The sequence below is a fragment of the Pseudomonas sp. FSL R10-2964 genome (genome assembly GCF_009600035.1).
Taxonomy (GTDB): domain Bacteria; phylum Pseudomonadota; class Gammaproteobacteria; order Pseudomonadales; family Pseudomonadaceae; genus Aquipseudomonas; species Aquipseudomonas bubulae.
The window spans coordinates 1-26,802 of sequence record NZ_WIWH01000034.1 but is presented as its reverse complement, the minus strand read 5'-3'; the positions used below and the strand labels follow the sequence as shown (position 1 = coordinate 26,802).

27 protein-coding genes are annotated in these 26,802 nt (G+C 58.3%); 22 read left to right on the top strand and 5 right to left on the bottom strand.

The genetic code is table 11. The features are described from left to right. The first annotated feature begins 25 nt into the window (after nucleotides 1-25). The 18 genes from GHN92_RS18150 to GHN92_RS18065 all read left to right on the top strand — a co-directional run bounded on the left by GHN92_RS18150 (nucleotide 26) and on the right by GHN92_RS18065 (nucleotide 16,480). A complete protein-coding gene (locus tag GHN92_RS18150; protein WP_019823684.1) occupies nucleotides 26-1,240 on the top strand; it encodes an IscS subfamily cysteine desulfurase in 1,215 nt (404 codons plus the stop codon). A 96-nt stretch (nucleotides 1,241-1,336) separates the two neighbouring features. After that, nucleotides 1,337-1,723, top strand: a complete 387-nt coding sequence (gene iscU / locus GHN92_RS18145; protein ID WP_007929523.1) for a Fe-S cluster assembly scaffold IscU — start codon at nucleotides 1,337-1,339, stop codon at nucleotides 1,721-1,723. A 68-nt stretch (nucleotides 1,724-1,791) separates the two neighbouring features. After that, entirely contained in the window at nucleotides 1,792-2,115 is a 324-nt protein-coding gene (gene iscA, locus GHN92_RS18140) for an iron-sulfur cluster assembly protein IscA (protein ID WP_016779604.1), read from the top strand. A gap of 8 nt (nucleotides 2,116-2,123) precedes the next feature. Then, entirely contained in the window at nucleotides 2,124-2,645 is a 522-nt protein-coding gene (hscB, locus tag GHN92_RS18135; RefSeq protein ID WP_095001470.1) for a co-chaperone HscB, read from the top strand. Between the two features lie 50 nt (nucleotides 2,646-2,695). Then, complete coding sequence (gene hscA / locus GHN92_RS18130) at nucleotides 2,696-4,558, top strand: Fe-S protein assembly chaperone HscA (RefSeq protein ID WP_095018332.1); 1,863 nt, start codon at nucleotides 2,696-2,698, stop codon at nucleotides 4,556-4,558. Between the two features lie 3 nt (nucleotides 4,559-4,561). After that, the gene (fdx, locus tag GHN92_RS18125) at nucleotides 4,562-4,903 is read left to right on the top strand and encodes an ISC system 2Fe-2S type ferredoxin (protein ID WP_003443365.1); all 342 of its coding nucleotides are present in this window, start codon (nucleotides 4,562-4,564) and stop codon (nucleotides 4,901-4,903) included. Nucleotides 4,904-4,915: 12 nt separating this feature from the next. Continuing rightward, nucleotides 4,916-5,116, top strand: coding sequence for a Fe-S cluster assembly protein IscX (gene iscX / locus GHN92_RS18120; protein WP_016779607.1), 201 nt, complete (start codon nucleotides 4,916-4,918; stop codon nucleotides 5,114-5,116). 94 nt (nucleotides 5,117-5,210) lie between these two features. Continuing rightward, nucleotides 5,211-5,636 carry a nucleoside-diphosphate kinase gene (gene ndk, locus GHN92_RS18115; protein ID WP_016779608.1) on the top strand — a complete coding sequence of 142 codons (426 nt, stop codon included), beginning with the start codon at nucleotides 5,211-5,213 and terminating at the stop codon, nucleotides 5,634-5,636. 28 nt (nucleotides 5,637-5,664) lie between these two features. Further along, nucleotides 5,665-6,813, top strand: a complete 1,149-nt coding sequence (rlmN, locus tag GHN92_RS18110) for a 23S rRNA (adenine(2503)-C(2))-methyltransferase RlmN (RefSeq protein WP_095001468.1) — start codon at nucleotides 5,665-5,667, stop codon at nucleotides 6,811-6,813. 12 nt (nucleotides 6,814-6,825) lie between these two features. After that, a complete protein-coding gene (gene pilW / locus GHN92_RS18105) occupies nucleotides 6,826-7,584 on the top strand; it encodes a type IV pilus biogenesis/stability protein PilW (RefSeq protein WP_095020373.1) in 759 nt (252 codons plus the stop codon). After that, a complete protein-coding gene (locus GHN92_RS18100; RefSeq protein WP_153380729.1) occupies nucleotides 7,584-8,570 on the top strand; it encodes a RodZ family helix-turn-helix domain-containing protein in 987 nt (328 codons plus the stop codon). The genes pilW and GHN92_RS18100 overlap by 1 nt, the downstream gene beginning before the upstream one ends. A 3-nt stretch (nucleotides 8,571-8,573) precedes the next feature. Beyond that, complete coding sequence (ispG, locus tag GHN92_RS18095; RefSeq protein WP_086795918.1) at nucleotides 8,574-9,683, top strand: flavodoxin-dependent (E)-4-hydroxy-3-methylbut-2-enyl-diphosphate synthase; 1,110 nt, start codon at nucleotides 8,574-8,576, stop codon at nucleotides 9,681-9,683. 22 nt (nucleotides 9,684-9,705) lie between these two features. Beyond that, entirely contained in the window at nucleotides 9,706-10,995 is a 1,290-nt protein-coding gene (gene hisS, locus GHN92_RS18090) for a histidine--tRNA ligase (RefSeq protein ID WP_095001465.1), read from the top strand. A gap of 40 nt (nucleotides 10,996-11,035) precedes the next feature. Further along, the gene (locus GHN92_RS18085; protein WP_178102644.1) at nucleotides 11,036-11,677 is read left to right on the top strand and encodes a tetratricopeptide repeat protein; all 642 of its coding nucleotides are present in this window, start codon (nucleotides 11,036-11,038) and stop codon (nucleotides 11,675-11,677) included. After that, nucleotides 11,670-12,821: an outer membrane protein assembly factor BamB gene (bamB, locus tag GHN92_RS18080; protein WP_095001463.1), complete on the top strand. Its 1,152-nt coding sequence runs from the start codon at nucleotides 11,670-11,672 to the stop codon at nucleotides 12,819-12,821. Before GHN92_RS18085 ends, bamB begins: the two co-directional genes overlap by 8 nt. Nucleotides 12,822-12,959: 138 nt before the next feature. Then, nucleotides 12,960-14,429: a ribosome biogenesis GTPase Der gene (der, locus tag GHN92_RS18075; protein WP_016779615.1), complete on the top strand. Its 1,470-nt coding sequence runs from the start codon at nucleotides 12,960-12,962 to the stop codon at nucleotides 14,427-14,429. Nucleotides 14,430-14,552: 123 nt separating this feature from the next. After that, complete coding sequence (locus GHN92_RS18070) at nucleotides 14,553-15,701, top strand: pyridoxal phosphate-dependent aminotransferase (protein ID WP_153380726.1); 1,149 nt, start codon at nucleotides 14,553-14,555, stop codon at nucleotides 15,699-15,701. Beyond that, nucleotides 15,689-16,480, top strand: coding sequence for an amidohydrolase (locus tag GHN92_RS18065; protein WP_153380724.1), 792 nt, complete (start codon nucleotides 15,689-15,691; stop codon nucleotides 16,478-16,480). The genes GHN92_RS18070 and GHN92_RS18065 overlap by 13 nt, the downstream gene beginning before the upstream one ends. Nucleotides 16,481-16,691: 211 nt before the next feature. Here the strand turns inward: GHN92_RS18065 and leuA are convergent, their stop codons facing one another. The 3 genes from leuA to xseA all read right to left on the bottom strand — a co-directional run bounded on the left by leuA (nucleotide 16,692) and on the right by xseA (nucleotide 20,924). Further along, nucleotides 16,692-18,371: a 2-isopropylmalate synthase gene (gene leuA / locus GHN92_RS18060; protein ID WP_095001460.1), complete on the bottom strand. Its 1,680-nt coding sequence runs from the start codon at nucleotides 18,369-18,371 to the stop codon at nucleotides 16,692-16,694. Nucleotides 18,372-18,716: 345 nt separating this feature from the next. Continuing rightward, a complete protein-coding gene (locus GHN92_RS18055) occupies nucleotides 18,717-19,541 on the bottom strand; it encodes a peptidoglycan DD-metalloendopeptidase family protein (protein ID WP_095018339.1) in 825 nt (274 codons plus the stop codon). A 3-nt stretch (nucleotides 19,542-19,544) separates the two neighbouring features. Continuing rightward, complete coding sequence (xseA, locus tag GHN92_RS18050; protein ID WP_095001630.1) at nucleotides 19,545-20,924, bottom strand: exodeoxyribonuclease VII large subunit; 1,380 nt, start codon at nucleotides 20,922-20,924, stop codon at nucleotides 19,545-19,547. 80 nt (nucleotides 20,925-21,004) lie between these two features. On the opposite strand from xseA, the gene GHN92_RS18045 reads away from it, so the two are divergent. The 4 genes from GHN92_RS18045 to guaA all read left to right on the top strand — a co-directional run bounded on the left by GHN92_RS18045 (nucleotide 21,005) and on the right by guaA (nucleotide 25,781). After that, nucleotides 21,005-21,748, top strand: coding sequence for a sulfite exporter TauE/SafE family protein (locus GHN92_RS18045; RefSeq protein ID WP_133144813.1), 744 nt, complete (start codon nucleotides 21,005-21,007; stop codon nucleotides 21,746-21,748). Nucleotides 21,749-21,798: 50 nt separating this feature from the next. Further along, nucleotides 21,799-22,347 carry a sugar ABC transporter ATPase gene (locus GHN92_RS18040; protein WP_133144814.1) on the top strand — a complete coding sequence of 183 codons (549 nt, stop codon included), beginning with the start codon at nucleotides 21,799-21,801 and terminating at the stop codon, nucleotides 22,345-22,347. 283 nt (nucleotides 22,348-22,630) lie between these two features. Next, a complete protein-coding gene (gene guaB / locus GHN92_RS18035) occupies nucleotides 22,631-24,100 on the top strand; it encodes an IMP dehydrogenase (RefSeq protein ID WP_016779630.1) in 1,470 nt (489 codons plus the stop codon). A 103-nt stretch (nucleotides 24,101-24,203) separates the two neighbouring features. After that, on the top strand, nucleotides 24,204-25,781 hold the full coding sequence (gene guaA, locus GHN92_RS18030) for a glutamine-hydrolyzing GMP synthase (RefSeq protein ID WP_095001455.1): 1,578 nt from the start codon (nucleotides 24,204-24,206) through the stop codon (nucleotides 25,779-25,781). 270 nt (nucleotides 25,782-26,051) lie between these two features. Here guaA and GHN92_RS18025 read toward each other — a convergent pair whose 3' ends face one another. Next, nucleotides 26,052-26,258: a hypothetical protein gene (locus GHN92_RS18025; protein ID WP_010655635.1), complete on the bottom strand. Its 207-nt coding sequence runs from the start codon at nucleotides 26,256-26,258 to the stop codon at nucleotides 26,052-26,054. Nucleotides 26,259-26,307: 49 nt separating this feature from the next. Further along, complete coding sequence (locus tag GHN92_RS24230; protein WP_010655636.1) at nucleotides 26,308-26,619, bottom strand: hypothetical protein; 312 nt, start codon at nucleotides 26,617-26,619, stop codon at nucleotides 26,308-26,310. Between the last annotated feature and the right edge of the window lie 183 nt (nucleotides 26,620-26,802).

Below are 26,802 nucleotides of genomic sequence, written 5' to 3'. Positions count from 1 at the left end.
GCCAGCCTGATTTAGGAGATAGTCCATGAAGTTGCCAATTTACCTCGATTACTCAGCCACTACCCCGGTTGATCCGCGTGTTGCTCAAAAAATGAGCGACTGCTTGCTGGTTGACGGGAACTTCGGTAACCCGGCTTCGCGCTCTCACGTGTTCGGCTGGAAAGCTGAAGAAGCGGTTGAGAACGGGCGTCGTCAGGTTGCTGACCTGGTTAACGCTGACCCCCGTGAAATTGTCTGGACCTCCGGTGCGACCGAGGCCAACAACCTGGCAATCAAAGGTGCAGCGCACTTCTATGCCACCAAGGGCAAGCACCTGATCACCGACAAGATCGAGCACAAGGCCGTTCTCGACACCATGCGTCAGCTTGAGCGTGAAGGCTTTGAAGTGACCTATATCGAGCCGGGCACCGATGGCCTGGTAACGCCGGCCATGGTTGAAGCCGCGATGCGCGACGACACCATCCTGGTTTCGATCATGCACGTGAACAACGAAATCGGCACCATCAACGATATCGCTGCCATTGGTGAGCTGACTCGCTCGCGCGGCGTGTTGTTCCATGTCGATGCGGCACAGTCCACCGGCAAGGTTGAAATCGACCTGGCCAAGCTGAAGGTCGACATGATGTCGTTCTCGGCGCACAAAACCTACGGCCCTAAAGGCATCGGCGCACTGTACGTAAGCCGCAAGCCTCGGGTGCGTATTGAAGCAGCCATGCACGGCGGCGGTCACGAGCGCGGCATGCGTTCGGGTACCCTGGCCACCCACCAGATCGTGGGCATGGGCGAAGCGTTCCAGATCGCCAAAGAAGAAATGGCTGCAGAGAACATCCGTATCAAGGCGTTGAGCGACCGTTTCTTCAAGCAGGTTGAACACCTTGAAGAACTGTACGTCAACGGCAGCATGGTCCACCGCGTTCCGCACAACCTGAACCTGAGCTTCAACTACGTTGAAGGCGAGTCGCTGATCATGGCGCTCAAGGATCTGGCTGTGTCGTCCGGTTCGGCCTGTACTTCTGCTTCCCTCGAGCCGTCCTACGTATTGCGCGCCCTGGGCCGCAATGACGAGCTGGCTCACAGCTCCATCCGCTTTACCTTCGGCCGTTTCACCACCGAAGAAGAAATCGATTACGCCGCGCAGAAGGTTTGCGAGGCTGTTACCAAGCTGCGCGCCCTGTCGCCGCTGTGGGACATGTACAAAGACGGCATCGACATCTCGAAAATCGAATGGGCGGCGCACTAACAATTTAAGTCGCCGTAAGTAGACGCTGTAAGCGCAGCGAACAGCAGCTTTTACAGCGTCTCAAGAGCGACTCTCTGATGAGTGAGGATTAGTACCATGGCTTACAGCGAAAAGGTCATCGACCACTACGAAAACCCGCGCAACGTCGGCAAGATGAACGCGGAAGACCCGGATGTCGGCACCGGCATGGTCGGCGCCCCTGCGTGCGGCGACGTAATGCGCCTGCAAATCAAGGTCAACGAGCAGGGCATCATTGAAGATGCCAAGTTCAAGACCTATGGTTGCGGTTCGGCAATCGCTTCCAGCTCCCTGGCGACCGAGTGGATGAAAGGCAAGACTCTGGATGAAGCAGAGACCATCAAGAACACTCAGCTGGCTGAAGAACTGGCTTTGCCGCCGGTAAAAATTCACTGCTCGGTACTCGCTGAAGACGCCATCAAGGCTGCTGTTCGCGATTACAAGCAGAAGAAAGGTTTGATCTGATCCGTACTGCTTGCGCCCGCAAGTGGCGCAGGCAAGGTGAAGAAACTGGCAAAAGGTAAGGAGTCACGATGGCTATCAGCATGACAGAAGCGGCTGCGCGACACATTCGCCGCTCCCTTGATGGGCGCGGCAAAGGTGAGGGGATTCGTCTGGGTGTTCGCACCACGGGCTGTTCCGGTCTTGCCTATGTGCTGGAGTTTGTCGATGAAGTAGGTGAAGAAGACCAGGTCTTCGAAACCCATGGCGAAAAAGTGATCATTGATCCGAAAAGCCTGACCTATCTTGACGGCACCGAACTGGATTTCGTCAAGGAAGGCCTCAATGAGGGCTTCAAGTTCAATAACCCTAACGTGCGCGGTGAATGTGGCTGCGGCGAAAGCTTCAATATCTGAGGCTGATCGTGGGTACTCCTTGTCATTTTGCTTTGTTTGAGCTGCAACCGGGTTTCAATCTGGACCTCGATCAGCTGGCTGTGCGCTATCGAGAGCTGGCGCGTGGTGTTCACCCGGATCGGTTTGCCGATGCTTCCGAGCGCGAGCAGCGCCTGGCGCTGGAGCAGTCCGCCAGCCTCAATGAGGCTTACCAGACGCTCAAAAGCCCTGCCAAGCGTGCGCGTTACCTGCTTGCGCTGAAGGGGGGCGAGTTGCCGCTGGAAGTCACGGTGCACGATCCCGAGTTCCTGATGCAGCAGATGCAGTGGCGCGAAGAACTTGAAGATTTGCATGACAGCGCCGATATGGCCGGTATTGCAGCATTCAAGCGTCGACTGAAAGTCGCTCAGGAACACCTGAACGACAGCTTCGCAGCGTGTTGGGATGATGCTGCGCAGCGTGAGCAGGCTGAACGCCTGATGCGCCGCATGCAGTTCCTCGACAAGCTAACTTACGAAGTGCGCCAGCTAGAAGAGCGCCTCGACGATTAACTCCGTGCTTCCCTGATGGCACGCCTGATTACAGATAAGTCCTGATTACGATGGCCCTACTGCAGATCGCCGAACCCGGCCAAAGTCCTCAACCGCACCAGCGACGTCTGGCTGTGGGGATCGACTTGGGCACTACCAATTCGCTGGTCGCTGCTTTACGCAGCGGCCTTTCCGAGCCTCTGGCCGACGCCAATGGCAATGTCATTTTGCCGTCTGCCGTGCGCTATCACGCTGATCGCGTCGAGGTAGGCGAGTCGGCACGTCTGGCAGCCTCCAGCGACCCGTTCAATACCGTGCTGTCGGTCAAACGCTTGATGGGACGTGGTCTGTCCGACGTCAAGCAGTTGGGCGAGCAGTTGCCTTACCGCTTTGTCGGCGGTGAGTCGCACATGCCGTTTATTGACACGGTGCAAGGCCCTAAAAGCCCGGTTGAAGTGTCTGCCGAAATCTTGAAGGTGCTGCGTGAGCGCGCCGAAAAGACCCTGGGTGGTGAATTGGTGGGGGCGGTGATTACGGTCCCGGCCTATTTCGATGACGCTCAGCGCCAGGCCACTAAAGACGCGGCCAAACTGGCTGGTCTGAATGTGCTGCGCCTGCTCAATGAGCCGACAGCGGCCGCCGTGGCCTATGGCCTGGACCAGTCGGCTGAAGGCGTGGTGGCTATCTATGATCTGGGTGGGGGGACGTTCGATATCTCGATCCTGCGCCTGACCGGCGGTGTGTTTGAAGTCTTGGCTACCGGCGGCGACAGCGCGCTGGGTGGCGATGACTTCGATCATGCGATTGCCAGCTGGATGGTCGAGCAGGCCGGATTGTCTGCCGACCTTGATCCAGGCACGCAGCGCACCTTGCTGCAGGCTGCCTGCGCTGCAAAAGAAGCGCTGACCGATGCGTCCTCGGTGACGGTTGCCTTTGGTGGCTGGCAGTCCGAGCTGACCCGTGAAGCCTTCGACGCCATGATCGAGCCAATGGTTGCGCGCAGCCTCAAGGCTTGTCGCCGTGCTGTGCGCGACGCCAATATCGAGATTGAAGACGTCCAGGCCGTCGTCATGGTGGGTGGTTCGACCCGTGTACCTCGTGTGCGTGAAGCGGTCGCTCAGATGTTTGGTCGCGAGCCCCTGACCGATATCGACCCGGATCAAGTGGTTGCCATTGGTGCTGCGATCCAGGCTGATACCCTGGCCGGCAACAAGCGCGATGGCGGCGAGCTGCTTCTGCTTGATGTGATTCCGTTGTCCCTTGGTCTGGAGACCATGGGTGGCTTGATGGAAAAGGTTATTCCGCGCAACACCACGATTCCGGTGGCGCGCGCGCAGGACTTCACCACCTATAAAGATGGTCAGACGGCCATGATGATTCATGTGCTGCAGGGTGAGCGCGAGCTGATCAGCGATTGCCGCTCCCTGGCGCGCTTTGAATTGCGTGGCATCCCGCCGATGGTGGCCGGTGCCGCAAAAATTCGCGTGACCTTCCAGGTCGATGCCGACGGTTTGCTCAGTGTGTCGGCCCGCGAGCTGGGTTCAGGTGTTGAAGCCAATATCCAGGTCAAGCCTTCCTACGGCCTGACCGACGGCGAAATCGCCAAAATGCTCAAGGATTCGTTCCAGTACGCCAGCGACGACAAGGTCGCCCGCGTATTGCGCGAGCAGCAGGTGGATGCCCAGCGTCTGATCGAGGCCGTGCAAGCAGCCCTCGAAGTCGATGGCGAGCGTTTGCTGGATGCCGAAGAGCGCATGGTGATCGAGCTGCAGATGCAGGAACTGTCCGAATTGTTGAAAGGCACCGATGGTTACGCCATCGAGCAGCAGACCAAGCGTCTGTCGCAAGTGACCGATGCCTTTGCAGCCCGTCGCATGGACTTGACCGTCAAGGCCGCTTTGTCGGGTCGCAACCTGAATGAAATCGAGGAATAACTGATGCCGCAGATCATTTTTCTGCCACACGCCGAGCACTGCCCGGACGGTATGGTTGTAGAGGCTGAGACCGGCAAGACCATTCTCGAAGTGGCCCACGACAACCACATTGAAATCGAAAGTGCCTGCGGTGGTGTTTGTGCCTGCACCACTTGTCATTGCGTGATTCGCGAGGGTTTCGACTCGTTGAACGAAGCTGACGAGCTGGAAGAGGACTATCTTGATAGAGCATGGGGTCTGGAAGCGACTTCGCGCCTGAGCTGTCAGGCCCGCGTTGGTACTGAAGACATCACCGTCGAGATTCCGAAATACTCGCTCAACCATGCTGCCGAAGCGCCGCACTGATAAGGAATTGGCATGAGCCTTAAATGGGTTGATGTACAGGAAATCGCGATCCAGCTGGCTGAAGCTCACCCGGATGTCGATCCGCTCTCGGTGAATTTCGTCACGCTGCGCAATCTGGTCATGGCGCTGCCGGAGTTCGACGATATCCCTGATCGCGGCGGAGAGAAGGTGCTCGAAGCCATTCAGGGTTTGTGGATCGAAGAAGCCGACTAAGCTTGCAACGCACGTAATTATGCAATACCCAAGAACCCGCGTATAATTCGCGGGTTTAATTTTTCGCTTAAATCACTGTTTCTGGAGTTACACCATGGCTGTTCAACGTACTTTCTCCATCATCAAGCCTGACGCCGTTGCTAAAAACGTTATCGGCAAGATCGTTACCCGTTTCGAAGACGCTGGCCTGAAGGTTGTAGCTTCCAAACTGAAGCAACTGTCCAAAGCTGAAGCTGAAGGCTTCTACGCTGAGCACAGCGAGCGCGGCTTCTTCGGCGACCTGGTTGCTTTCATGATCTCCGGTCCTGTTGTTGTTCAGGTTCTGGAAGGCGAAAACGCTATCGCTCTGAACCGCGAGCTGATGGGCGCTACCAACCCTAAAGAAGCAGCTGCCGGCACTATCCGTGCTGATTTCGCTGAATCCATCGACGCAAACGCTGTTCACGGTTCCGACTCTGAAGCCGCTGCTGCTCGTGAAATCTCGTACTTTTTCGCAGCTACTGAAGTAACCACTCGCTAAGTATTGGCTTGTGAGTGAGGGTGAAGACATGATTGCAACGACTGGCAAAACCAACCTGTTGGGTTTGACTCAACCGGAAATGGAGAAATTCTTCGACTCAATCGGGGAGAAGCGTTTCCGTGCCGGTCAGGTCATGAAGTGGATTCACCACTTTGGCGTCGATGATTTCGACGCCATGACTAACGTCAGCAAGGCCTTGCGCGACAAGCTCAAGGCCATTGCTGAGGTTCGTGGGCCTGAAGTCGTCAGCGAGGACATCTCCAGCGATGGCACCCGTAAGTGGGTGGTACGCGTAGAGTCCGGCAGCTGCGTCGAGACCGTTTATATTCCCTCGGGCAAACGTGGCACCCTGTGCGTTTCGTCCCAGGCTGGCTGTGCCCTGGACTGCAGTTTCTGCTCCACCGGCAAGCAAGGCTTCAACAGCAACCTCACCGCCGCCGAAGTGATTGGCCAGGTGTGGATTGCCAACAAATCCTTTGGCAGCGTTCCGGCAACCATCGACCGCGCCATCACCAACGTGGTGATGATGGGCATGGGCGAACCGCTGCTGAACTTCGACAATGTCATTTCTGCCATGCACCTGATGATGGATGACCTGGGCTACGGCATCTCCAAGCGCCGTGTCACCCTGTCTACCTCCGGCGTGGTGCCGATGATCGATGAGCTGGCCAAGCACATTGACGTTTCGCTGGCATTGTCGCTGCACGCACCTAACGACGAACTGCGTAGTCAATTGGTGCCGATCAACAAGAAGTACCCGCTGGCCATGCTGCTTGATTCCTGCCGTCGCTATATGGCGACCCTGGGCGAAAAGCGCGTGCTGACCGTTGAGTACACCTTGCTCAAGGATGTGAACGACCATGTCGATCACGCCCGAGAAATGATCGAGCTGCTTAAAGACACACCGTGCAAGATCAACCTGATCCCGTTCAATCCGTTCCCGCATTCTGGCTATGAGCGCCCGAGCAACAATGCCATTCGCCGTTTCCAGGAGCTGTTGCAGCAGGCTGGCTACAACGTGACCGTGCGCACCACCCGTGGTGAAGACATCGATGCGGCGTGCGGGCAGCTGGTAGGTCAGGTCAATGACCGTACCCGCCGCAGTTCGCGCCTGATCGCGGCGCGTGAGCTGAGTGCTGACGCCGATACAGCGCAAAACGCTGCCTCTGCGCCCTGAGAGAGGACATCCATGATCCTGCGCGCTGCGCTCCCGGTCGTTTTGGTCAGCTTTTTGGCTGGCTGCGTGTCATCGGGCGATTCAAGCCCGATGGCTGGCGACAAAGGGCGTAACGAGGCGCGTCAGGCTTATGTTCAGCTGGGTCTGGGCTATTTGCAGCAAGGGATGACCGAACAGGCCAAAGTCCCTTTGCGCAAGGCCCTTGAACTCGACAAGACCGACCCGGACACCAACGCCGCACTGGCCTTGGTGTTTCAGGCCGAAATGGAGTTTGCCCTGGCCGAGCAGGCATTCCGTACCGCGTTGAACGGTCGGCCAGCTGATGCCCGGATCCTCAATAATTACGGCAGTTTCCTGTTTGAGCGTCAGCGCTATCAGGAGGCCAGCGTGCAGTTTCAAAAGGCGGCAGCAGACAACCTTTATCCGGAACGCTCCCGCATCTACGAAAATCTGGGTATAACGTCACTTGAGTTGGGGCAACCTGAAGCGGGGCGCCAGCAGCTTGAAAAAGCACTGCGCCTGAACCCTCGACAACCCCGTGCGTTGCTTGAAATGGCCGAGATGGCTTATCAGGACAAACAATATGTAACGGCGCGTGACTTTTACGATCGTTTTAGCCTGCTTAGCGGGCAAAATGCACGTAGTCTATTGCTCGGTGCGCGACTGGCGAGTGTTTTCGATGACCGCACCCCAACTGCCAACCATGGCCAGCAACTAAAACGACTCTATCCCGGCACGCCGGAATATCAGCAATACCTGTCGGAGCAATGATGAAAGCGGCGCAACCCGAAGTTCTAGCAGCGACTCGTGTCAATCCCGGTGAGACTCTGCGTCAGGCCCGTGAAAACAATGGCTGGACGCTGGCTGAAGTCGCCTTGAAACTCAACCTCACGGTCAGCTCCCTGAGCAACCTTGAAACGGGCGCGTTCGACAAACTGCCTGGGCATACCTTTGCCCGGGGCTATATCCGGGCCTATGCCAAATTGCTGGGTATGGACCAGGCCGCCCTTGTGCGTGAATTTGACCTGTACACCGGCACTGATGCCAACGGCAGCAACGTGCACAGCCTGGGTCGCATAGAAGAGCCGGTGCGCGTGTCGCATACCATTTTGCGTATCGTCAGCCTGTTGCTGTTGATTGCCGTGGTCGGAGGCGGTTTTATCTGGTGGCAAGACCAGACGTCCATGCGCGCCAAGGACCTGATTGGTCTTGCTCCGGAACACGTCGAAGTCGAAGGGGCTGACGGCACAACCCGCATCCACCCGCTGGACGAACCTGAAGATCAGGCAGTAGCCGAGGCCAAGGCCGAAGGCGAAACACCTCTGGCGGCCGAATCGGCGCCGGAGCAGGGCGCGACCACGGCACTGGCATTGCCGGGTGCTCCCGCTGCCGAGCCCCAGGCACCCGTTGCCGTTCCGGTACAGCCAGTACCTGCTGCTGTTGCGCCAGTTGCGCCAGTAGTGGCACCTGTTACGTCCACCGCGCCTGCGCCCGACACTGCCGCCCCGGTTGCCGGTGCTGGCAAAGTGAGCGTGCAATACACCGCTGATTGCTGGACTCAAGTGACCGACGGCACGGGCAAAGTGCTGTTTGGTGGCTTGAAGCGCAAGGGCGAAAATCTAGAAGTGAGCGGCAAGCCACCCCTGAGCTTGCGCCTGGGCTATGCCCGCGGTGCCCAGGTCAGCTATAACGGCCAGCCTGTGGATGTCGCTCCTTTCACCAGTGGCGAGACTGCTCGTCTGAAGTTGGGTCAATAAGTCATGCACGGCGAATCACCAATCAAACGTCGCGAATCGCGCAAAATCTGGGTCGGTAATGTACCTGTAGGTGGCGATGCCCCTATTGCTGTGCAGAGCATGACCAACAGTGACACCAATGACGTCGCTGCAACCGTTGCGCAAATCAACCGCCTGGAAGCCGCGGGTGTCGATATCGTGCGGGTTTCCGTGCCGGATATGGACGCAGCCGAGGCTTTTGGCCGGATCAAGCAACTGGTCAAGGTGCCATTGGTCGCCGACATTCACTTCGATTACCGCATCGCCCTGCGCGTTGCAGAGTTGGGTGTGGACTGCCTGCGCATCAACCCGGGCAACATCGGTCGCGAAGACCGTGTGCGGGCGGTGGTTGATGCAGCCCGCGATCGCGGTATTCCGATCCGAATCGGCGTCAACGCCGGTTCCCTGGAAAAAGACCTGCAAAAAAAATACGGCGAACCGACGCCTGCCGCTCTGGTCGAATCGGCACTGCGCCACGTTGAGCACCTTGAACGCCTGAATTTCAAGGACTTCAAGGTCAGCGTAAAGGCCTCCGACGTGTTTATGGCGGTTGAAGCCTACCGTCTGCTGGCCAAGGAAATCGTCCAGCCGCTGCATCTGGGCATTACCGAAGCCGGTGGTTTGCGTTCAGGCACAGTGAAATCTGCCGTGGGCCTAGGTATGCTGCTCGCCGAAGGAATTGGCGATACCATCCGCATCTCCCTGGCAGCAGACCCGGTTGAGGAAGTAAAAGTCGGTTACGACATCCTCAAGTCCTTGCACCTGCGCTCGCGCGGCATCAACTTTATCGCGTGCCCGAGCTGCTCGCGGCAGAACTTCGACGTGGTGAAAACCATGAACGAACTTGAAGTTCGCCTCGAAGACCTGCTGGTGCCGCTGGATGTTGCCGTGATCGGTTGTGTGGTCAATGGCCCTGGCGAAGCCAAGGAAGCCCATGTGGGGCTCACCGGTGGTACACCCAACCTGATTTACATCGACGGCAAGCCGTCGCAGAAACTGACGAATGACAATCTGGTGGATGAGCTCGAAAGACTGATCCGGCAGAAGGCGGCCGAAAAGGTCGAAGCTGACGCAGCCGTTATCGCGCGCGGCTAACCAGACGAATAAAGGATTTATTGTGAGCAAGTCTTTGCAAGCCATTCGTGGCATGAACGACATCCTGCCGGAGCAGACGCCTCTGTGGCGCTACTTCGAGAGCAAGGTTTCGCGTTTGCTGGATAACTACGGTTACAAGCAGATCCGCATGCCAATCGTCGAATTCACCGAGCTGTTCAAACGCTCGATCGGTGAAGTGACCGATATCGTCGAAAAAGAGATGTACACCTTCGAGGACCGCAACGGCGATTCGCTGACGCTGCGTCCTGAGGGGACTGCGGCGTGCGTGCGTGCGGTGCTTGAGCACGGCATCACCGGCGGTGGCCAGGTGCAAAAACTCTGGTACATCGGCCCGATGTTCCGTCACGAGCGCCCGCAAAAAGGCCGTTATCGCCAGTTCCACCAGATTGGCGTCGAGGTGTTCAACCTCGATGGTCCGGACATCGATGCCGAACTGATCGTGCTGACCTGGCGCCTGTGGGGCGAGCTGGGTATCCGCGATGCGGTCAAGCTCGAACTCAACAGCCTGGGCACCAGCGAAGCCCGTGCGCGCTATCGTGCGGCCCTGGTCGAGTATTTGTCCTCGCGTCTGAGCGAACTTGACGAAGACAGCCAACGTCGCCTCAAGTCCAACCCGCTGCGTGTGCTCGACACCAAGAACGCCGATACCCAGGCGGTTCTGGTGGATGCACCGAAACTGGTGGACTACCTGGACGAAGAGTCCCGCGTGCATTTCGAGGGCCTCAAGGCTCGCCTCGATGCCGCCGGCATCCCGTACACGATAAACCCGAAGCTGGTTCGTGGCCTGGACTACTACAGCAAGACCGTATTTGAATGGGTAACCGACAAACTGGGCGCCCAGGGCACCGTGTGTGCGGGCGGTCGTTATGATGGCCTGGTCGAGCAGATGGGCGGCAAGCCTACTGCCGGTGTCGGTTTTGCCATGGGCATCGAGCGCCTGATCCTGCTGCTCGAAACCCTTGAGCAGATCCCCGAAGAAATCGCACGTCAGGTCGATGTTTACCTGTGTGCTTTCGGCGAAGCCGCCGAACTGGCAGCCCTGGCTTTGAGCGAACGCGTTCGTGATCAACTGCCAAACCTGCGCCTGCAGATCAATGCCGGTGCGGGCAGCTTCAAAAGCCAGTTCAAAAAGGCTGACAAGAGCGGTGCACTGTTTGCGCTGATCCTGGGTGACGACGAATTGGCCCAGCAAGTGGTAGGTGTAAAACCCCTGCGTGGCCAGGGCGAACAACAAACGATTGCCTGGGATGCTCTAGCCGAGCACTTGGCCACCTGCATCGTGCAGGGTTGAAGCTGCAAAACAGCCGATTTAGCGAATAAGGAGTGTTGGGGTGTCGAGTAACGAAGATGATCAGCTGGGCGAGTTGAAAGACTGGTGGCAGCGCAACGGCAAACCCCTGCTGACTGGCGGCTTGCTTGCGCTGGTAGTGGTGTCCGGCTGGCAGCTCTGGCACAAATATCAGGCGAATCAGTCGCAAGGTGCGTCGGTTCTCTACCAACAATTGCTTGAAACCACGCTCACCCCTGACGGCAAGCCGGATGTGGCCCGCGTGGCGGATCTGGCCAACAAGCTGAAAAGTGAATACGCAGGCACTGCCTATTCGCAATTTGGCGGCCTGTTTGTGGCCAAGGTGGCGGTGGATAACGGCAAGCTTGATGACGCGGCTACCGAGCTGAAAGTCATTGTCGACAAGCCGGCCAATGCCACTCTGGGCGAAGTGGCGCGTCAGCGTCTGGCTCAGGTACTGGCCGCACAGGGCATGGTTGACGATGCCCTGAAGCTGCTGGAAGGCGACTCGGACAAGGCATTCCTGGCCAGCCGTGAAGAACTCAAGGGCGACCTGCTGGTGCAGCAGGGCCGTACTGACGATGCGCGTGCAGCCTACGAGAAGGCCAAGGCCGGATTGTCGGATGAAGCAGCAGTAGGCGGCTTGCAAATCAAGCTCGATGACCTGGCCAAAGGGGATGCGTGACGTGATGCGATGGAAACATGCAGCATTGCTGGCTCTGGTCGTTTTGGCCGCGGGTTGCAGCAGCAACAGCAAAAAAGAATTGCCACCGGCGGAGCTGACCGACTTCAAAGAAGAAGTCGTGCTGCAAAAGCAGTGGAGCCGCTCGATCGGTGACGGTCAGGGCAAAACCTACAACATGCTGGTTCCGGCTGTTGAAGGCAATAATATCTACGCTGCTGACGTAACGGGCGTGGTGATGTCTCTGGACCGCATGAACGGCGACGTTGAGTGGAAAAAAGACCTCGATCTGCCTGTTTCCGGCGCAGTTGGCCTGGGCTATGGCCTGGTCATGCTTGGCACCTTGCAAGGTGACGTGATTGCCCTGGATTCCAGCACAGGCGAAGAAAAATGGCGCTCTCGCGTTAACAGCGAAGTGCTTGCACCTCCTGCGACCAACGGTGATGTGGTGGTGGTACAGACTCAGGACGATCGTCTGATCGGTCTGGATGCTGACACCGGCAATCAGCGCTGGACGTATGACAGCACGCCGGGCGTGCTGACCCTGCGTGGTACGGGGGCGCCACTGGTGACCAATCACCTGGCCATCGGCGGTTTGTCGACCGGTAAAGTGGTCGCCCTGGATACCCGCAACGGCGTGCCTGTGTGGGAGCAACGTGTTGCCATCCCGCAGGGTCGCTCCGAGCTTGAACGCATTGTCGATATCGACGGTGGCCTGCTGTTGTCTGGCGGTACACTGTACGTCGCCAGCTACCAGGGCCGCATGGCGGCACTGGAAATGGAATCGGGTCGCGTGCTCTGGCAGCGTGATGCTTCCAGCTATGCAGGTGTCGCCCAAGGTTTCGGCAGCGTCTACGTCAGCCTGGCGTCGGGCACTGTAGAAGGCGTTGACGAGCGTTCGACCACCTCGCTGTGGAGCAATGATGCTCTGGCACGCCGCCAATTGTCGGCTCCAGAGGTCTTCTCCAGCTATGTGGCAGTCGGTGACATGGAAGGCTATCTGCACCTGCTCAGCCAGGTCGATGGTCGTTTCGTGGGCCGTACCCGCGTTGACAGTGATGGCCTTCGGGCACGTCCGCTGGTGGTCGGTGACATGATTTACGTGTTTGGTAACAGCGGCAAACTGGAAGCCCTGACCATTCGCTAAGGCGTCTATGCTTGAGGCTCTAGGGCCTCGGGCAGCCTTGCTCTGGCAAGGTTTGCGGCACATTTGTGCTGTTCCGAACTCTGGCCGCTGCCTTGCAGCGGCTTTTGTATTTTCTGAAATAACGAAGTGGAGAGCCGCATGGTTCCCGTAATCGCCCTGGTGGGCCGACCAAACGTCGGCAAGTCCACCTTGTTCAACCGCCTGACCAGGACTCGTGACGCCATCGTCGGCGACTTGTCCGGTCTGACCCGTGATCGCCAATACGGTGAGGCCAAGTGGCAAGGGCGTTCCTACATTCTGGTCGACACCGGCGGTATCTCCGGTGACGAGCACGGTATGGACGAAAAAATGGCCGAGCAGTCGCTGCTGGCCATCGAAGAAGCTGACGTCGTTCTGTTCCTGGTAGATGCAAAGGCGGGTTTCACTGCCGCTGACCAGATGATCGGCGAACACCTTCGCAAACGTAACAAGCGCTCCTACGTGGTGGCCAACAAGGTCGACAACATCGACCCGGACATGGCTCGCGCCGAGTTCGCGCCGCTGGGTATGGGCGATGCAATCCCGATCGCCGGTGCCCATGGCCGTGGTATCACGCAGATGCTGGAAATTGCCCTGAGCAACTTCCCGCGTGACGAAGAAGAGCCGGAAGACGGCGAAGAAGAAGTTGTTCTCGAAGGTGAGGAAGCCAAGCGCATTCCGGGCCCTAGCGAAAAAGACGGCATCAAGATCGCAATCATCGGTCGCCCGAACGTCGGTAAATCGACCCTGGTCAACCGCATGCTTGGTGAAGACCGGGTAATCGTCTATGACCAACCGGGTACCACTCGCGACAGTATCTACATCCCGTTCGAGCGTAACGACGAGAAGTACACGCTGATCGACACCGCCGGTGTGCGCAAGCGCGGCAAGATCCACGAAGAAGTTGAAAAATTCTCCGTGGTCAAAACCCTGCAAGCGATCAAAGACGCCAACGTGGTGATCTTTGTGATGGACGCCCGTGAAGGCGTGGTTGACCACGACCTCAACCTGTTGGGCTTTGCCCTGGAGGCCGGTCGGGCTCTGGTTATCGCGATCAACAAGTGGGACGGCATGACTCCTAGCGAGCGCGAGTTCGTCAAGGTCGAGTTGACCCGTCGCCTGTTCTTCGTCGACTTCGCCGATATCCACTTTATCTCGGCGCTGCACGGCACTGGCGTGGGTAACCTGTACCAGTCGGTGCAAAACTCCTTCAAGTCGGCGGTTACCCGCTGGCCGACCAACCGCCTGACCCAGATTCTGGAAGATGCGGTTAGCGAGCACGCGCCACCGATGGTCAACAGCCGCCGGATCAAGCTGCGTTATGCCCACTTGGGTGGTGCCAACCCGCCGATTATCGTGATTCACGGTAACCAGGTTGAGAAGGTGCCGAAGTCTTACGTCCGTTATCTCGAAAACACCTACCGTCGCGTCTTGAAGCTGGTCGGTACGCCGATCCGCATCGAGTTCAAAGGTGGCGAGAACCCGTACGAAGGCAACAAGAACTCGCTGACCGACCGTCAGGTCAACAAGAAACGTCGCATGATGTCGCACCACAAGAAAGCCGAGAAAAATCGCAAAGACAAGCGCTAACCGCGCAAGCTCAAAGCGTAATGAGAAAGGGTCCGAAAGGACCCTTTTTCGTGTCAGGCGTTTGGGCTATCCTCGGTGGGTCCTGTGCCGCAGTCAGTGCCGGGAACTCAACAGGGAACGGCCATGATCACCAGCAAGTTGCCGAACGTCGGCACCACCATCTTCACGCGCATGTCGCAGCTCGCGGCAGAAACCGGCGCACTCAACCTGTCTCAGGGGTTCCCTGACTTCGATGGCCCGCAGGCGTTGCGTGATGCAGTTGGCCAGCACATTGCCAGTGGCCATAACCAGTACTCCCCAATGACCGGCCTGCCTGCGTTGCGTCAGCAAGTGGCGGCCAAGATCGCCCGTAGCTATGGCGCACAGGTGGATGCTGACACTGAAGTGACCATCACCCCTGGCGCTACCCAGGCTATTTTCTGCGCCATTCAGGCCGTGATTCATGCTGGCGATGAAGTCATTGTGTTTGATCCGTGCTACGACAGCTACGAGCCTTCGGTCGAACTGGCGGGTGGCCGTTGTGTGCATGTGCAGTTGGGGCTGGATGACTTTTCGATAGACTGGCAAAAGCTTGAAGATGCGCTGAGCCCGCGCACGCGCATGATCATTCTCAACAGCCCGCACAACCCCAGTGGTGCCTTGATCAGCCGTGCCGAGCTTGACCAGTTGGCCCGCCTGATTGCTGATCGGGATATCTACCTCATCAGCGATGAGGTGTACGAACACCTGGTGTTCGATGGCGTGCCCCATGTCAGTGTTTTGTCCCATCCTGAACTGTACGATCGTGCATTCGTGGTCAGCTCTTTCGGCAAGACGTATCACGTTACGGGCTGGAAAACCGGTTATGTCGTGGCACCGCCGGCTCTGACCGCCGAATTGCGCAAGGTTCACCAGTACGTCAGTTTTTGTGGGGTCACTCCCCTGCAATATGCATTGGCTGACTTTATGAGTGCCCACCCCGAGCACGTTGAAGAGTTGCCCGGGTTTTATCAGGCCAAACGAGACCTGTTTTGTGATTTGCTGAGCCCATCGCGTTTTACTTTCAAACCGGTGGCAGGGACGTATTTCCAGTTGGTGGATTACTCCCAAATTCGTCCGGACCTCAATGATGTCGACATGGCGGTGTGGCTGACCCGTGAGCATGGTGTAGCCACCATTCCGGTGTCGGTGTTCTACCAGGCCCCGCCCGCAGGGCAACGGCTGGTTCGACTGTGTTTTGCCAAACGCGAGGAGACGCTGCGTGAAGCAGCAGAGAAACTATGCGTGATCTAAAGGGATTACCCGATTTAAACGTAGCGCTGGTGCAAACCACGCTGGCCTGGCATGACCGTCAGGCCAACTTCGATCATTTCGAAGAGTTGCTTGAGCAGGCTGTTGGCGCTGACCTGGTGGTCTTGCCTGAGATGTTCACCACCGGCTTCAGCATGGAGTCCAGTACCCTTGCTGAGCCCGAAAGCGGCCCGACCACCGAGTGGCTGCGCAAGCAGGCACAAAGGCTCAATGCCGTGGTGACGGGCAGCGTGATTGTGCTCGCGGCGGATGGCAGCCACCGCAACCGCCTGTTGTGGGCGCGTCCGGATGGCGAAGTGCTGCATTATGACAAACGCCACTTGTTCCGAATGGCCGGTGAGCATGAGCATTTCACTCCGGGTGAGCGTCAGGTCCAGTTTGAGGTCAAGGGCTGGCGTGTTCGCCCGCTGATTTGCTATGACCTGCGCTTCCCGGTGTGGAGCTGCGACCCCCATGACACCGACCTGTTGCTGTACACCGCCAACTGGCCGGGTGCGCGGCGGTTGCACTGGAACCGCTTGCTGCCGGCGCGGGCCATCGAAAACCTGTGTTATGTCGCGGCGGTGAACCGGGTGGGCACGGACGGCAAAGGTCTGGTGTATACCGGGGACAGTCATATCCTCGATTTTCAGGGCGAGTCGCTGCTCAGTGCAGGGGAGGCGGATGGCGTATTTACCATGAGCCTGAATGCGGGCGAATTGGGTGCTTACCGCGAGCGCTTCCCGGCCAACCTGGATGCGGACAGTTTTGATCTGCGCTGATTTGTAGAAGCAGTTATCAGCTTGTGTGTACGACGTAAACCTGTGGGAGCGTGGCTTGCCCGCGATGGCATCACCGCGGTCTGCCTGCCAAATCGCGCCGCCTGAATCGCGAGCAAGCCCGCTTCCACAGGGGCTGGTGATTGCCGGTCATGATGCAATAAAAAGCCCCCAGGGTTCTCACCTTGGGGGCTTTTGCGTTTCAGGCCAACGTTTACGCGGCTTTCGCCTCGGCTTCGCTCAGGGAACGGTTCAGAGCGCTGAACAATGCCTTGAAGCTTGCCGTGGTGATGTTTTCATCAATGCCCACGCCATGCACGGCTCGGCCGCCATTGACCCGCAACTCTATATAAGCCGCAGCCTTGGCGTTGGTGCCAGCACCAATCGCATGCTCGTTGTAGTCCATTATTTCGGCATTGACCGGCAGGCCGGCTACCAGTGCTTCCAGCGCGCCGTTGCCTTTGCCGCTCCAGCGCAGATTGGTCTCGCCGTCACCTTTGGCCGAGACTTCGACTTCGACCGCACTGTGACCGTTCTCTTCCTGCAAGCGATGGCTGACCAGCGCGTAAGGAGTGTTGGCCTGCAAGTACTCGGTGCGCAGCAAGCTGTGAATCTGCTGAGCAGTCATTTCCAGGCCCAGACGGTCAGTTTCGCGTTGTACCACCTGGCTGAATTCGATCTGCATCCGACGTGGCAGGCTGATGCCATATTCCTGTTCCAGCAGGTAAGCGATCCCGCCTTTGCCCGACTGGCTGTTAACCCGAATCACGGCTTCGTAGCTGCGACCGATATCCGCCGGGTCGATCGGCAAGTACGGCACTTCCCACAGGGCGTCCGGTTTCTGCTGGGCGAAGCCTTTGCGGATGGCGTCCTGGTGCGAACCCGAGAACGCGGTGTGCACCAGGTCGCCCACATACGGGTGACGCGGGTGCACCGGGATCTGGTTGCACTCTTCGACAACCTTGCGCACGCCATCGATATCGGAGAAGTCCAGCTGCGGATCCAGGCCCTGGGTGTACATGTTCAGGGCCACGGTCACCAGGTCGACGTTACCGGTCCGTTCGCCGTTACCGAACAGGCAGCCTTCGACACGATCGGCGCCAGCCATCAGGCCCAGCTCGGTGGCGGCTACACCGGTGCCACGGTCATTGTGGGTGTGCAGGCTGATCAGCACGCTGTCACGGCGATTGATATTGCGGCCGAACCACTCGATCTGGTCGGCGTAGATATTCGGCGTCGCGCACTCAACGGTGGCAGGCAAGTTGAGGATCATCTTGTGCTCAGGCGTCGGGTTCCACACTTCGATTACCGCGTCACACACTTCCTTGGCGAACTCCAGTTCGGTGGCACTGAAGGTCTCTGGCGAGTATTCGAACGTCCAGTGGGTTTCGGGCTGCTGAGCGGCGTATTTGACGAACAGCTTCGCCGCGCTGACCGCAATTTCCTTGATGCCGTCCTTGTCCTGGTTGAACACGATGCGGCGGAAAGCAGGGCAAGTGGCGTTGTACAGGTGGACGATGGCCTTTTTCGCGCCGCGCAGCGATTCGAAGGTGCGGGCGATCAAGTCTTCGCGGCCCTGGGTCAGCACCTGGATAGTGGTGTCGTCCGGTATATGGCCGTCTTCGATCAGGGTGCGGACAAAGTCAAAGTCGGTTTGCGATGCCGCCGGGAACGATGCCTCGATTTCTTTAACGCCTACGCTGACCAGGGTTTTCCAGAATCGCAGCTTCTTTACCGCATCCATCGGCTCGATCAGCGACTGGTTGCCGTCGCGTAAATCGGAACTGCACCAGATCGGCGCCTGGGTGATGGTTTTCGACGGCCAGGTACGGTCGGGCAAGTCAATGACCGGGAAGGCGCGGTACTTGGAAGATGGATTCTTGAGCATGGTCATCAGGCTATCCTTAATATGCAGGCCTGCGATTCAGACGCGGCGAGCCGGAAAAAAACAAAGCAGAAGGCGAGGCACCGCAACTAGCTTTGCAGTCGTGCACTGACGAGGCAAAGGCTGCGATGTTGGCGAAGCAGAATGAGGACGTGAGGTGTGTTCATAGGCTCAACCCTAACCATTGGCGGGAAAGATGGCAAGCCTATAAAAAATATTGAGATAAATGCTCAATAAGACGAGAGATGCGCGTTTTTATAGCGCGTATTGATAAATGTCTTGCTCGATATTGCGTGATTTAAAGGGAGGGCTTGCCTCGCGTGCCACGAGGCATTTTCCCTTTTTGAGCGCTTCTCAGGGAGTGAAGGCACCAATGAAAATCGCCGGATCAACCCGCGCATCATTGAGGCTGACGTTCCAGTGCATATGCGGGCCCGTGGCCCGACCTGTCGCGCCAACCTTGCCCACCACATCGCCACGGGCCAGTTGCTGGCCCACGCGGGTGTCGATTTTCGACATATGGCAGAACATGCTGATAAAGCCCTGGCCGTGATCCACAAACACCGTATTGCCATTGAAGAAGTAATTGCCGATCAGGATTACCTTGCCCGCTGCCGGGGTTTTGATCGGTGTACCAGCAGGTACGGCGAAGTCGAGCCCGGCGTGAGGGTTGCGCTCTTCGCCATTGAAGAAGCGGCGCACGCCGAACTTGCTCGACAGCGGGCCATTGACCGGTTTGTCCAGCAACAGGTTGCTCGGCGTGTTGGGGCTGAAGGTGCGGTAGGCCTTGATCTGGATCGCCAGCTCGTTGTCGATGCGCTTGATATCGGCCGGGTCGGGATTGACCTGACGCTTGTTTTTCAAGGTGATGTGTTGCTCGGGGTATTTTTTGCTGCCCACCGCAAAGCTCAGGTTGCGCCCGCCGGAGGTGATCTGCTGGCTACCGGGTTTGACCGTTAACGGGATGCCGACAATCGCCCGCCAGGTGTCCTGTTCCTTGATCACCATGACCGGCTTGCCGTCATAGCTGGCCTTGGGCGCCTGGGCGCCGCTGCCCAGTTCAATCACGGCCACCCCTCCGGGCACCGGTTTGTTCAGCAGGCGGGTGATATAGCTGTCAGCCGCCTGAGCATTGAAAGTCAGGCACAGCAACAGCACGGCAGAGAAAAAACGTGGCATTGGTTAATCCAGTAAAGAAAGGGTGACAGGCGTGAGGTGATTGTCCTCAACGCGCACTTGCAGTTCGCCTTCGCCCAGCCTGGCGGTCAAGCGCTGACCGTTTTGCGTTTGCGCGGCCCGGCGAACGGCATTGCCCTTTTCATCGAGCAGGATGCTGTAGCCACGGCCCAGGGTCGCCAGCGGGCTGACCACATGCAGGGTTTGCATCTGGTTTTGCAGCTGCATGCGGCGCGCCTTGAGGCCTTCGCGCATGGCCCGGGGCAAGCGCTCGGCCAGGCTGTCCAGACGCTGGCGCAACATGGCCAGCTGACGCCCCGGATGTTGTGCGGCCAGACGGGTTTCGAGGCGGATCAGGCGTTCGCGGCGAGTATTCAGGCTGCGCTCGAAAGCCCGGCGCATGCGCATGTCCAGGTCATCCAGGCGTTGGGCTTGCTGACGCAGACGTTCGCCGGGGTGACGCAGGCGTCGCGCCAGGCCGTCGAGGCGCAAGCGGTCGCGCATCAGGCGATCACGAATGCGCATCACCAGGCGCCGATGCAGGCTGTCGATGCGCCGTTGCAGGTCGCTTGAGTCCGGTGCCAGCAGCTCGGCCGCGGCCGAAGGCGTGGGCGCGCGCACGTCTGCCACGAAGTCGGCGATCGAGACATCGGTTTCGTGACCCACGGCACTGACGACAGGGGTAACGCAGGCATCGATGGCGCGAGCCACGGCTTCTTCGTTGAAACACCACAGGTCTTCCAGCGAGCCGCCGCCGCGGGCCAGGATCAGTGCGTCAAAGCCCCGTGCATCGGCCAGCTTGAGGGCACGGACGATTTGCGCCGTGGCTTCGCGGCCTTGAACGGCGGTGGGGATCAGGGTCAGTTCGACTTGTGGCGCACGGCGGCGGAACACGCTGATGATGTCGCGAATCACCGCGCCGGTGGGCGAGCTGACAATACCGATGCGCTGCGGGTGAGCGGGCAGGGCGACCTTGCGTTCGGGGCTGAACAGGCCTTCGGCGCCGAGCTTTTCCTTGAGTGCATCGAAGGCCAGGCGCAGTGCGCCGTCGCCGGCGGGTTCTACAGTGTCGAGGATCAACTGGTAATCGCCACGGCCTTCAAACAGCGAGACCTTGCCGCGCACCTTGACCGCCAGGCCATCCTTGAGCGCCTGACGAACCCGCGCAGCGTTATTGCGAAACAGCGCACAACGCACCTGGGCGCCGCTGTCCTTGAGGGTGAAATATACGTGGCCAGAGGCCGGGCGGGCGAGGTTGGAGATTTCGCCTTCTACCCAGATATTGCTGAACACGTCTTCGAGCAGCACCCGCGCCCGGCCATTGAGCTGGCTGACGGTCAGGACTTCCCGGTCGAGATTGAGTCTTGCAAAGGGGTCTTTAATCATGCGGGTCATCATAAGGGCGGATTGTTATCACTGCACCTGTCTGATAGAAGTCTGCGCACTAAAAACAAGGAAGCAGAGCAATGGATTTGCCGTTTAGTGGTGGTGAGTGGGTGCTGCTGGAGCTGGCCATTGCCCTGGCCTATATCGTCTTTGGTGTGGCCGGGTTCGGCACGGCGCTGGTGGCCGGGCCGATCCTGATTCTGTGCCTGCCGCTGTCGAAAATCATCCCGCTGCTGGTGCTGCTGGATTTTGTGGCGGCCTTTGGTAACTGGCTGCCGTCGCGCCGGGATGTGGTGCGATCCGAGTTGCTGCGCTTGCTGCCGTGCATGGCGATCGGCTGTGTGGTGGGCGTGGTGTTTTTGCTGAACCTTAAATCCGACCTGTTGTTGCTGTTGATGGGGGTTTTTATCACCGCTTACGCCTTGTACAGTTTGGCGGTGAAGGTGAAGCCGGCACGGCTCGCTGCCGGTTGGGCCATCCCCACGGGTATCACCGGCGGGTTGTTTGGTGCGCTGTTTGGCAGTGGCGGTTTTTTGTATGCGCTTTATCTGAATGCCCGCTTGCCCAAAGACGCTGCCCGCGCCACCCAGAGTGCGTTGATCAGTTGCAGCACCGTGGTGCGTCTTACGTTGTTCGTGCTTGCCGGTGTGTATGCCGATGGCGAGCTGTTGTTGCTTGGCGCCTGCCTGTTGCCGGCGATGGCAATGGGACTGTGGGTTGGCCGCCGGCTGACGCGCAAATTGTCCCGCGAGGCGTTTGTGCGGCTGGTAACGTGGCTGGTGCTGGCCAGCGGCATTGCGCTGATTGCGCGTTACCTGAGTTAAACTGCGTGGCTGAACCCTGTAGTCGCTCTTATCCATATGTGCCGTACCCCATGAACTCGCAAAGCATCATCGTTCCAAAAATCTCCACCTTGCCGGTGCATGAGCCGCGTGCCCTGGCCATCGTGCGCTGGCTGGTGCGCAAGAACATCATCGAAGAAGAGCTCACCACCTGCGGCCGTACTGGCAATGGCATGGCCTACGCCATCGCCCCCGGTGCCCGTGAAGTGGTGCTGTACCCCGAGGCGCTGCCTTTCGGGCAGCCGGTCAATGGCCTGGAGATCATCACCAAGCGCTGCATCTACACACCGGCCAAAGGTTTTCTTGAAGAAGCCGGTTGCGCCGAGTGCCGCAAGGAAGTGGGCGAGGCACTGTTTGAAAGCCTCGAAGACTGGATGCCGGGGCGTACCGACAACTTCATCTGTCCGCTGTGCGCCCACGAAGACGACATCAACGGTTTTCTGTTTTTACAGCCGTGTGCGTTTTCCAACCTTGGGTTTATTTTCAATAACTGGGCCGAGGCTGGATTCAAGCAAAGCTTTCTCGACGAGTTCGCCGACTGGCTCGACCAGCCGGTGGCGTGGGTGAAAGTCGAACTCTGAGGTGAAAATTCCGTAGCAGCTGCCGAAGGAACGAGGCTGCGTTCGATTGCGAAGCGATCGTAAGTCCGGGGCACGCGGTTCAGCTGAAAAAACGCGTGCTATGGATTTACGACGGCTACACCGCCGGACGCAGCCTTCGGCAGCTGCTACGGTTCAATTTCTGCCTTCAAAGTCAGCTAATCATTGGCCCTTAGCGCAAAACTCTCTAAAGGTTTCCGTTGAGAGATCCAGGGGTTTTGAGTACAATGGCGCGCTTCCATTTTCCCGCTCGGGAGCCCCAGCGATGCTGCGTATCAGCCAAGAAGCACTCACATTCGATGACATCCTTCTCGTCCCCGGTTATTCCGAGGTTCTCCCGAACGAAGTCAATTTAAAGACTCGTTTGACCCGTGGCATTGAACTGAATATTCCGCTGGTTTCCGCTGCAATGGACACCGTAACTGAAGCCCGTCTGGCAATCGCCATGGCTCAGGAAGGCGGTATCGGTATCATCCACAAGAACATGACCATCGAGCAGCAAGCTCACGAAGTTCGCAAGGTCAAGCGTTTCGAAGCCGGCGTGGTTAAAGAGCCGATCACTATCGAGGCTGATGCCACGGTACGTGAGCTGCTTGAGCTGACCCGCCAGCACAATATCTCCGGCGTTCCGGTACTGCACAATGGCGACCTGGTCGGCATCGTGACATCCCGTGACGTACGCTTTGAAAACCGTCTGGAAGCTACCGTTCGTGACGTGATGACGCCTAAAGAGCGTCTGGTTACGGTCAAGGAAGGCGCCGACAAGGAAGAAGCCCGCGAGCTGTTGCACAAGCACCGTATCGAGCGCGTGCTGATCGTCGACGACAACTTTGCCCTCAAGGGCATGATGACCGTTAACGACATCGAAAAAGCCAAGGCTTACCCGTTGGCCAGCAAGGACGACCAGGGTCGTCTGCGCGTAGGCGCTGCGGTCGGTACCGGCAAGGACACCGCTGATCGCGTGGCCGCCCTCGTGGCTGCCGGCGTTGACGTGGTGGTAGTCGACACCGCTCATGGTCACTCCAAAGGCGTGATCGACCGCGTTCGCTGGGTCAAGCAGAACTTCCCTGAAGTTCAGGTCATTGGCGGCAACATCGCCACTGGCGCTGCTGCCCTGGCCCTGGCTGAAGCCGGCGCTGACGCAGTTAAAGTCGGTATCGGCCCGGGCTCGATCTGCACCACCCGTATCGTTGCCGGTGTTGGCGTTCCGCAAATCAGCGCGATTGCCAATGTGGCCGCTGCCCTTGAAGGCACTGGCGTACCTCTGATCGCCGACGGCGGCATCCGTTTTTCGGGTGACCTGTCCAAGGCCATCGTTGCCGGTGCTTCCTGCGTGATGATGGGTTCGATGTTTGCCGGTACTGAAGAAGCACCGGGCGAAATCGAGCTGTACCAGGGCCGTTCGTACAAGGCTTACCGCGGCATGGGTTCGCTGGGTGCGATGTCGCAATCCCAGGGCTCCTCTGACCGTTACTTCCAGGACTCCTCCGCGGGTGCCGAGAAGCTGGTGCCGGAAGGTATTGAAGGTCGCGTGGCGTACAAAGGCTCGCTGACGGCGATTATTCACCAACTGATGGGCGGTCTGCGTTCTTCGATGGGTTACACCGGCTGTGCCGACATCGAACAAATGCGTACCAAGCCCGAGTTCGTGCGTATCACCGGCGCTGGCATGGCTGAATCCCACGTCCACGACGTGCAGATCACCAAGGAAGCACCCAACTATCGCGTAGGTTGATAGTGGTCGCACCCGGGTTCACACCCGGGTGCGATACGAATTAAGTCACCGGGGCTGTTTGATTCAGCCCCGTGTCGTTTCTGAAATTAATCGAGATTTTGTCATGGCCCTCGACATTCACGCTCACCGCATCCTGATCCTGGACTTCGGTTCCCAGTACACCCAGCTGATCGCCCGCCGCGTGCGCGAAATCGGCGTTTACTGCGAACTGCACCCGTTCGACATGGACGACGCAGCGATCCGCGAATTCGCCCCTAAAGGCATCATCCTGGCCGGTGGCCCGGAGTCGGTACACGAAGCCGGCAGCCCGCGCGCCCCACAAGCTGTATTTGACCTGGGCGTACCGGTTTTCGGTATCTGCTACGGCATGCAGACCATGGCCGAGCAACTGGGCGGCAAGGTTGAAGGTTCCGAGCTGCGCGAGTTCGGTTATGCCCGCGTCGACGTGGTTGGCAAAAGCCGCCTGCTGGACGGCATCGAAGACCATATCGATGCCGACGGCCTGTTCGGTCTGGACGTGTGGATGAGCCACGGTGACAAGGTCACCAAAATGCCGTCCGACTTCCACATTCTGGCCAGCACTCCAAGCTGCCCGATTGCCGGCATGTTCAGCGACGAGCGCGGCTACTACGGCGTGCAGTTCCATCCGGAAGTGACCCACACCAAACAGGGTGGCCGCATCCTGTCGCGCTTTATCCTCGACATCTGCGGCTGCGAAGCCCTGTGGACGCCGTCGAAAATCGCCGAAGACGCGATTGCCAACATCCGTGCCCAGGTTGGTACCGACAACGTATTGCTGGGCTTGTCCGGCGGCGTTGACTCCTCGGTAGTAGCAGCTTTGCTGCACAAGGCCATCGGCGACCAGTTGACCTGCGTATTCGTGGACAACGGCCTGCTGCGCCTGCACGAAGGTGAGCAAGTGATGGCCATGTTCGCCGAGAACATGGGCGTCAAGGTGATCCGCGCCAACGCTGCCGACCAGTTCCTGAACAACCTGGCTGGCGAAAGCGACCCGGAGAAAAAGCGCAAGATCATCGGCCGTACCTTTATCGACGTGTTCGATGCCGAATCCTGCAAGCTGGAAAACATCAAGTACCTGGCCCAGGGCACCATCTACCCGGACGTGATCGAGTCGGCTGGCGCCAAGAGCGGCAAGGCTCACGTCATCAAGTCGCACCACAACGTGGGCGGCCTGCCGGACGAAATGAACCTCAAGCTGGTTGAACCGCTGCGTGAGCTGTTCAAGGACGAAGTCCGTCGTCTGGGTCTGGAACTGGGCCTGCCGTACGACATGGTCTACCGTCACCCGTTCCCGGGCCCGGGTCTGGGCGTGCGCATCCTGGGTGAAGTGAAAAAGGAATACGCCGACATCCTGCGTCGTGCTGACCACATCTTTATCGAAGAGCTGCGCAAGGCTGACTGGTACCACAAAGTGAGCCAGGCATTTGTAGTGTTCCAGCCGGTTAAATCGGTTGGTGTTGTAGGCGATGGCCGTCGTTACGCCTGGGTAGTTGCCCTGCGTGCCGTAGAAACCATCGACTTCATGACCGCGCGTTGGGCTCATCTGCCTTACGAACTGCTGGAAACCGTCAGCGGCCGGATCATCAACGAAATCGAAGGCATCTCCCGCGTAACTTATGACGTGTCGAGCAAGCCGCCGGCAACGATTGAGTGGGAGTGAGGTTTGTTTTCAACTATCTGATTTTATTGTAAAAAATAAGAATTGATAGTGATCTTTACTACGTCATCAATGGCGTTTTTAATGGCGCCCATCGTACGTATGTGAGAGAGCTACATCGATACCATGTCCCGGACAAGGAATGCCGGCATGGTATCGAGAGCGCTTAGCAGCGCAGATGTCAGCAATAACTGTTTGCCCATCTCCCCCTATGGTGTTGGCGTGTGTTTTGAAGAACTTTACGCGCAGCATTCAACCCGCGCAGATTTCCGGCTAGAAGTTATCAATCGCGTTGCACATCGACACCTTCCCTGCTGGCTGCGGTTGGACCATCGCCCACTGCTTGCCGCCCGCCTCCAATTCATCCAGCTGGAACGAACAGTCCGCCGACATGGTGGCCTGCACCATGTAGTCCACGCCAGGCCGAGGCACAAAGGTCATGGTCTTGGCACACTGCAGCCAACACCAATGCTGTGCCATACAGTCCGTTGCGTAGATTGTTCATTCCCTGTGTCCTTTTGGTGATGGATTAACGGCGGCCGTCGCACACCGGCGATTCGCCAATACGACCGAGCTTGCACATGTCCAAGTTATCTTTGCGTTTGTAGCCTGCGTCTTTCATGCAATAGAAGTTCAGTAACCTCACATCGATTGGCGACCTGTCTCCCGCGCCATCAACATTGGTATATCCGCACGCACGCATCGCAGCAATGATCCCGGTCTGCGATACGCCCTCCTTGTACCATTTTGTGTAATCAGGAGCCGGCGGTTGAAATCCCCTTCCCGTGCAGCCAACCAGTAACACAGCGCAAAAACTCAGCAATAGGCTCCTCGTGAACATTGCGTTCTTCCTTATGGGTTGACTCGGATAAGTGTGAGACGCCGTAGGGTGAGTTGCTCTTGAAGGGCTTGCAAGCGGTCCCGCCACCCTCATAGCGGTTATGCACTGAATCGCCCCTAGTTTCGTAGACACCTCCAAGCCTTAAAATGAGGCCCATTAGGAGGTGCCATGAGCAACCAGCGA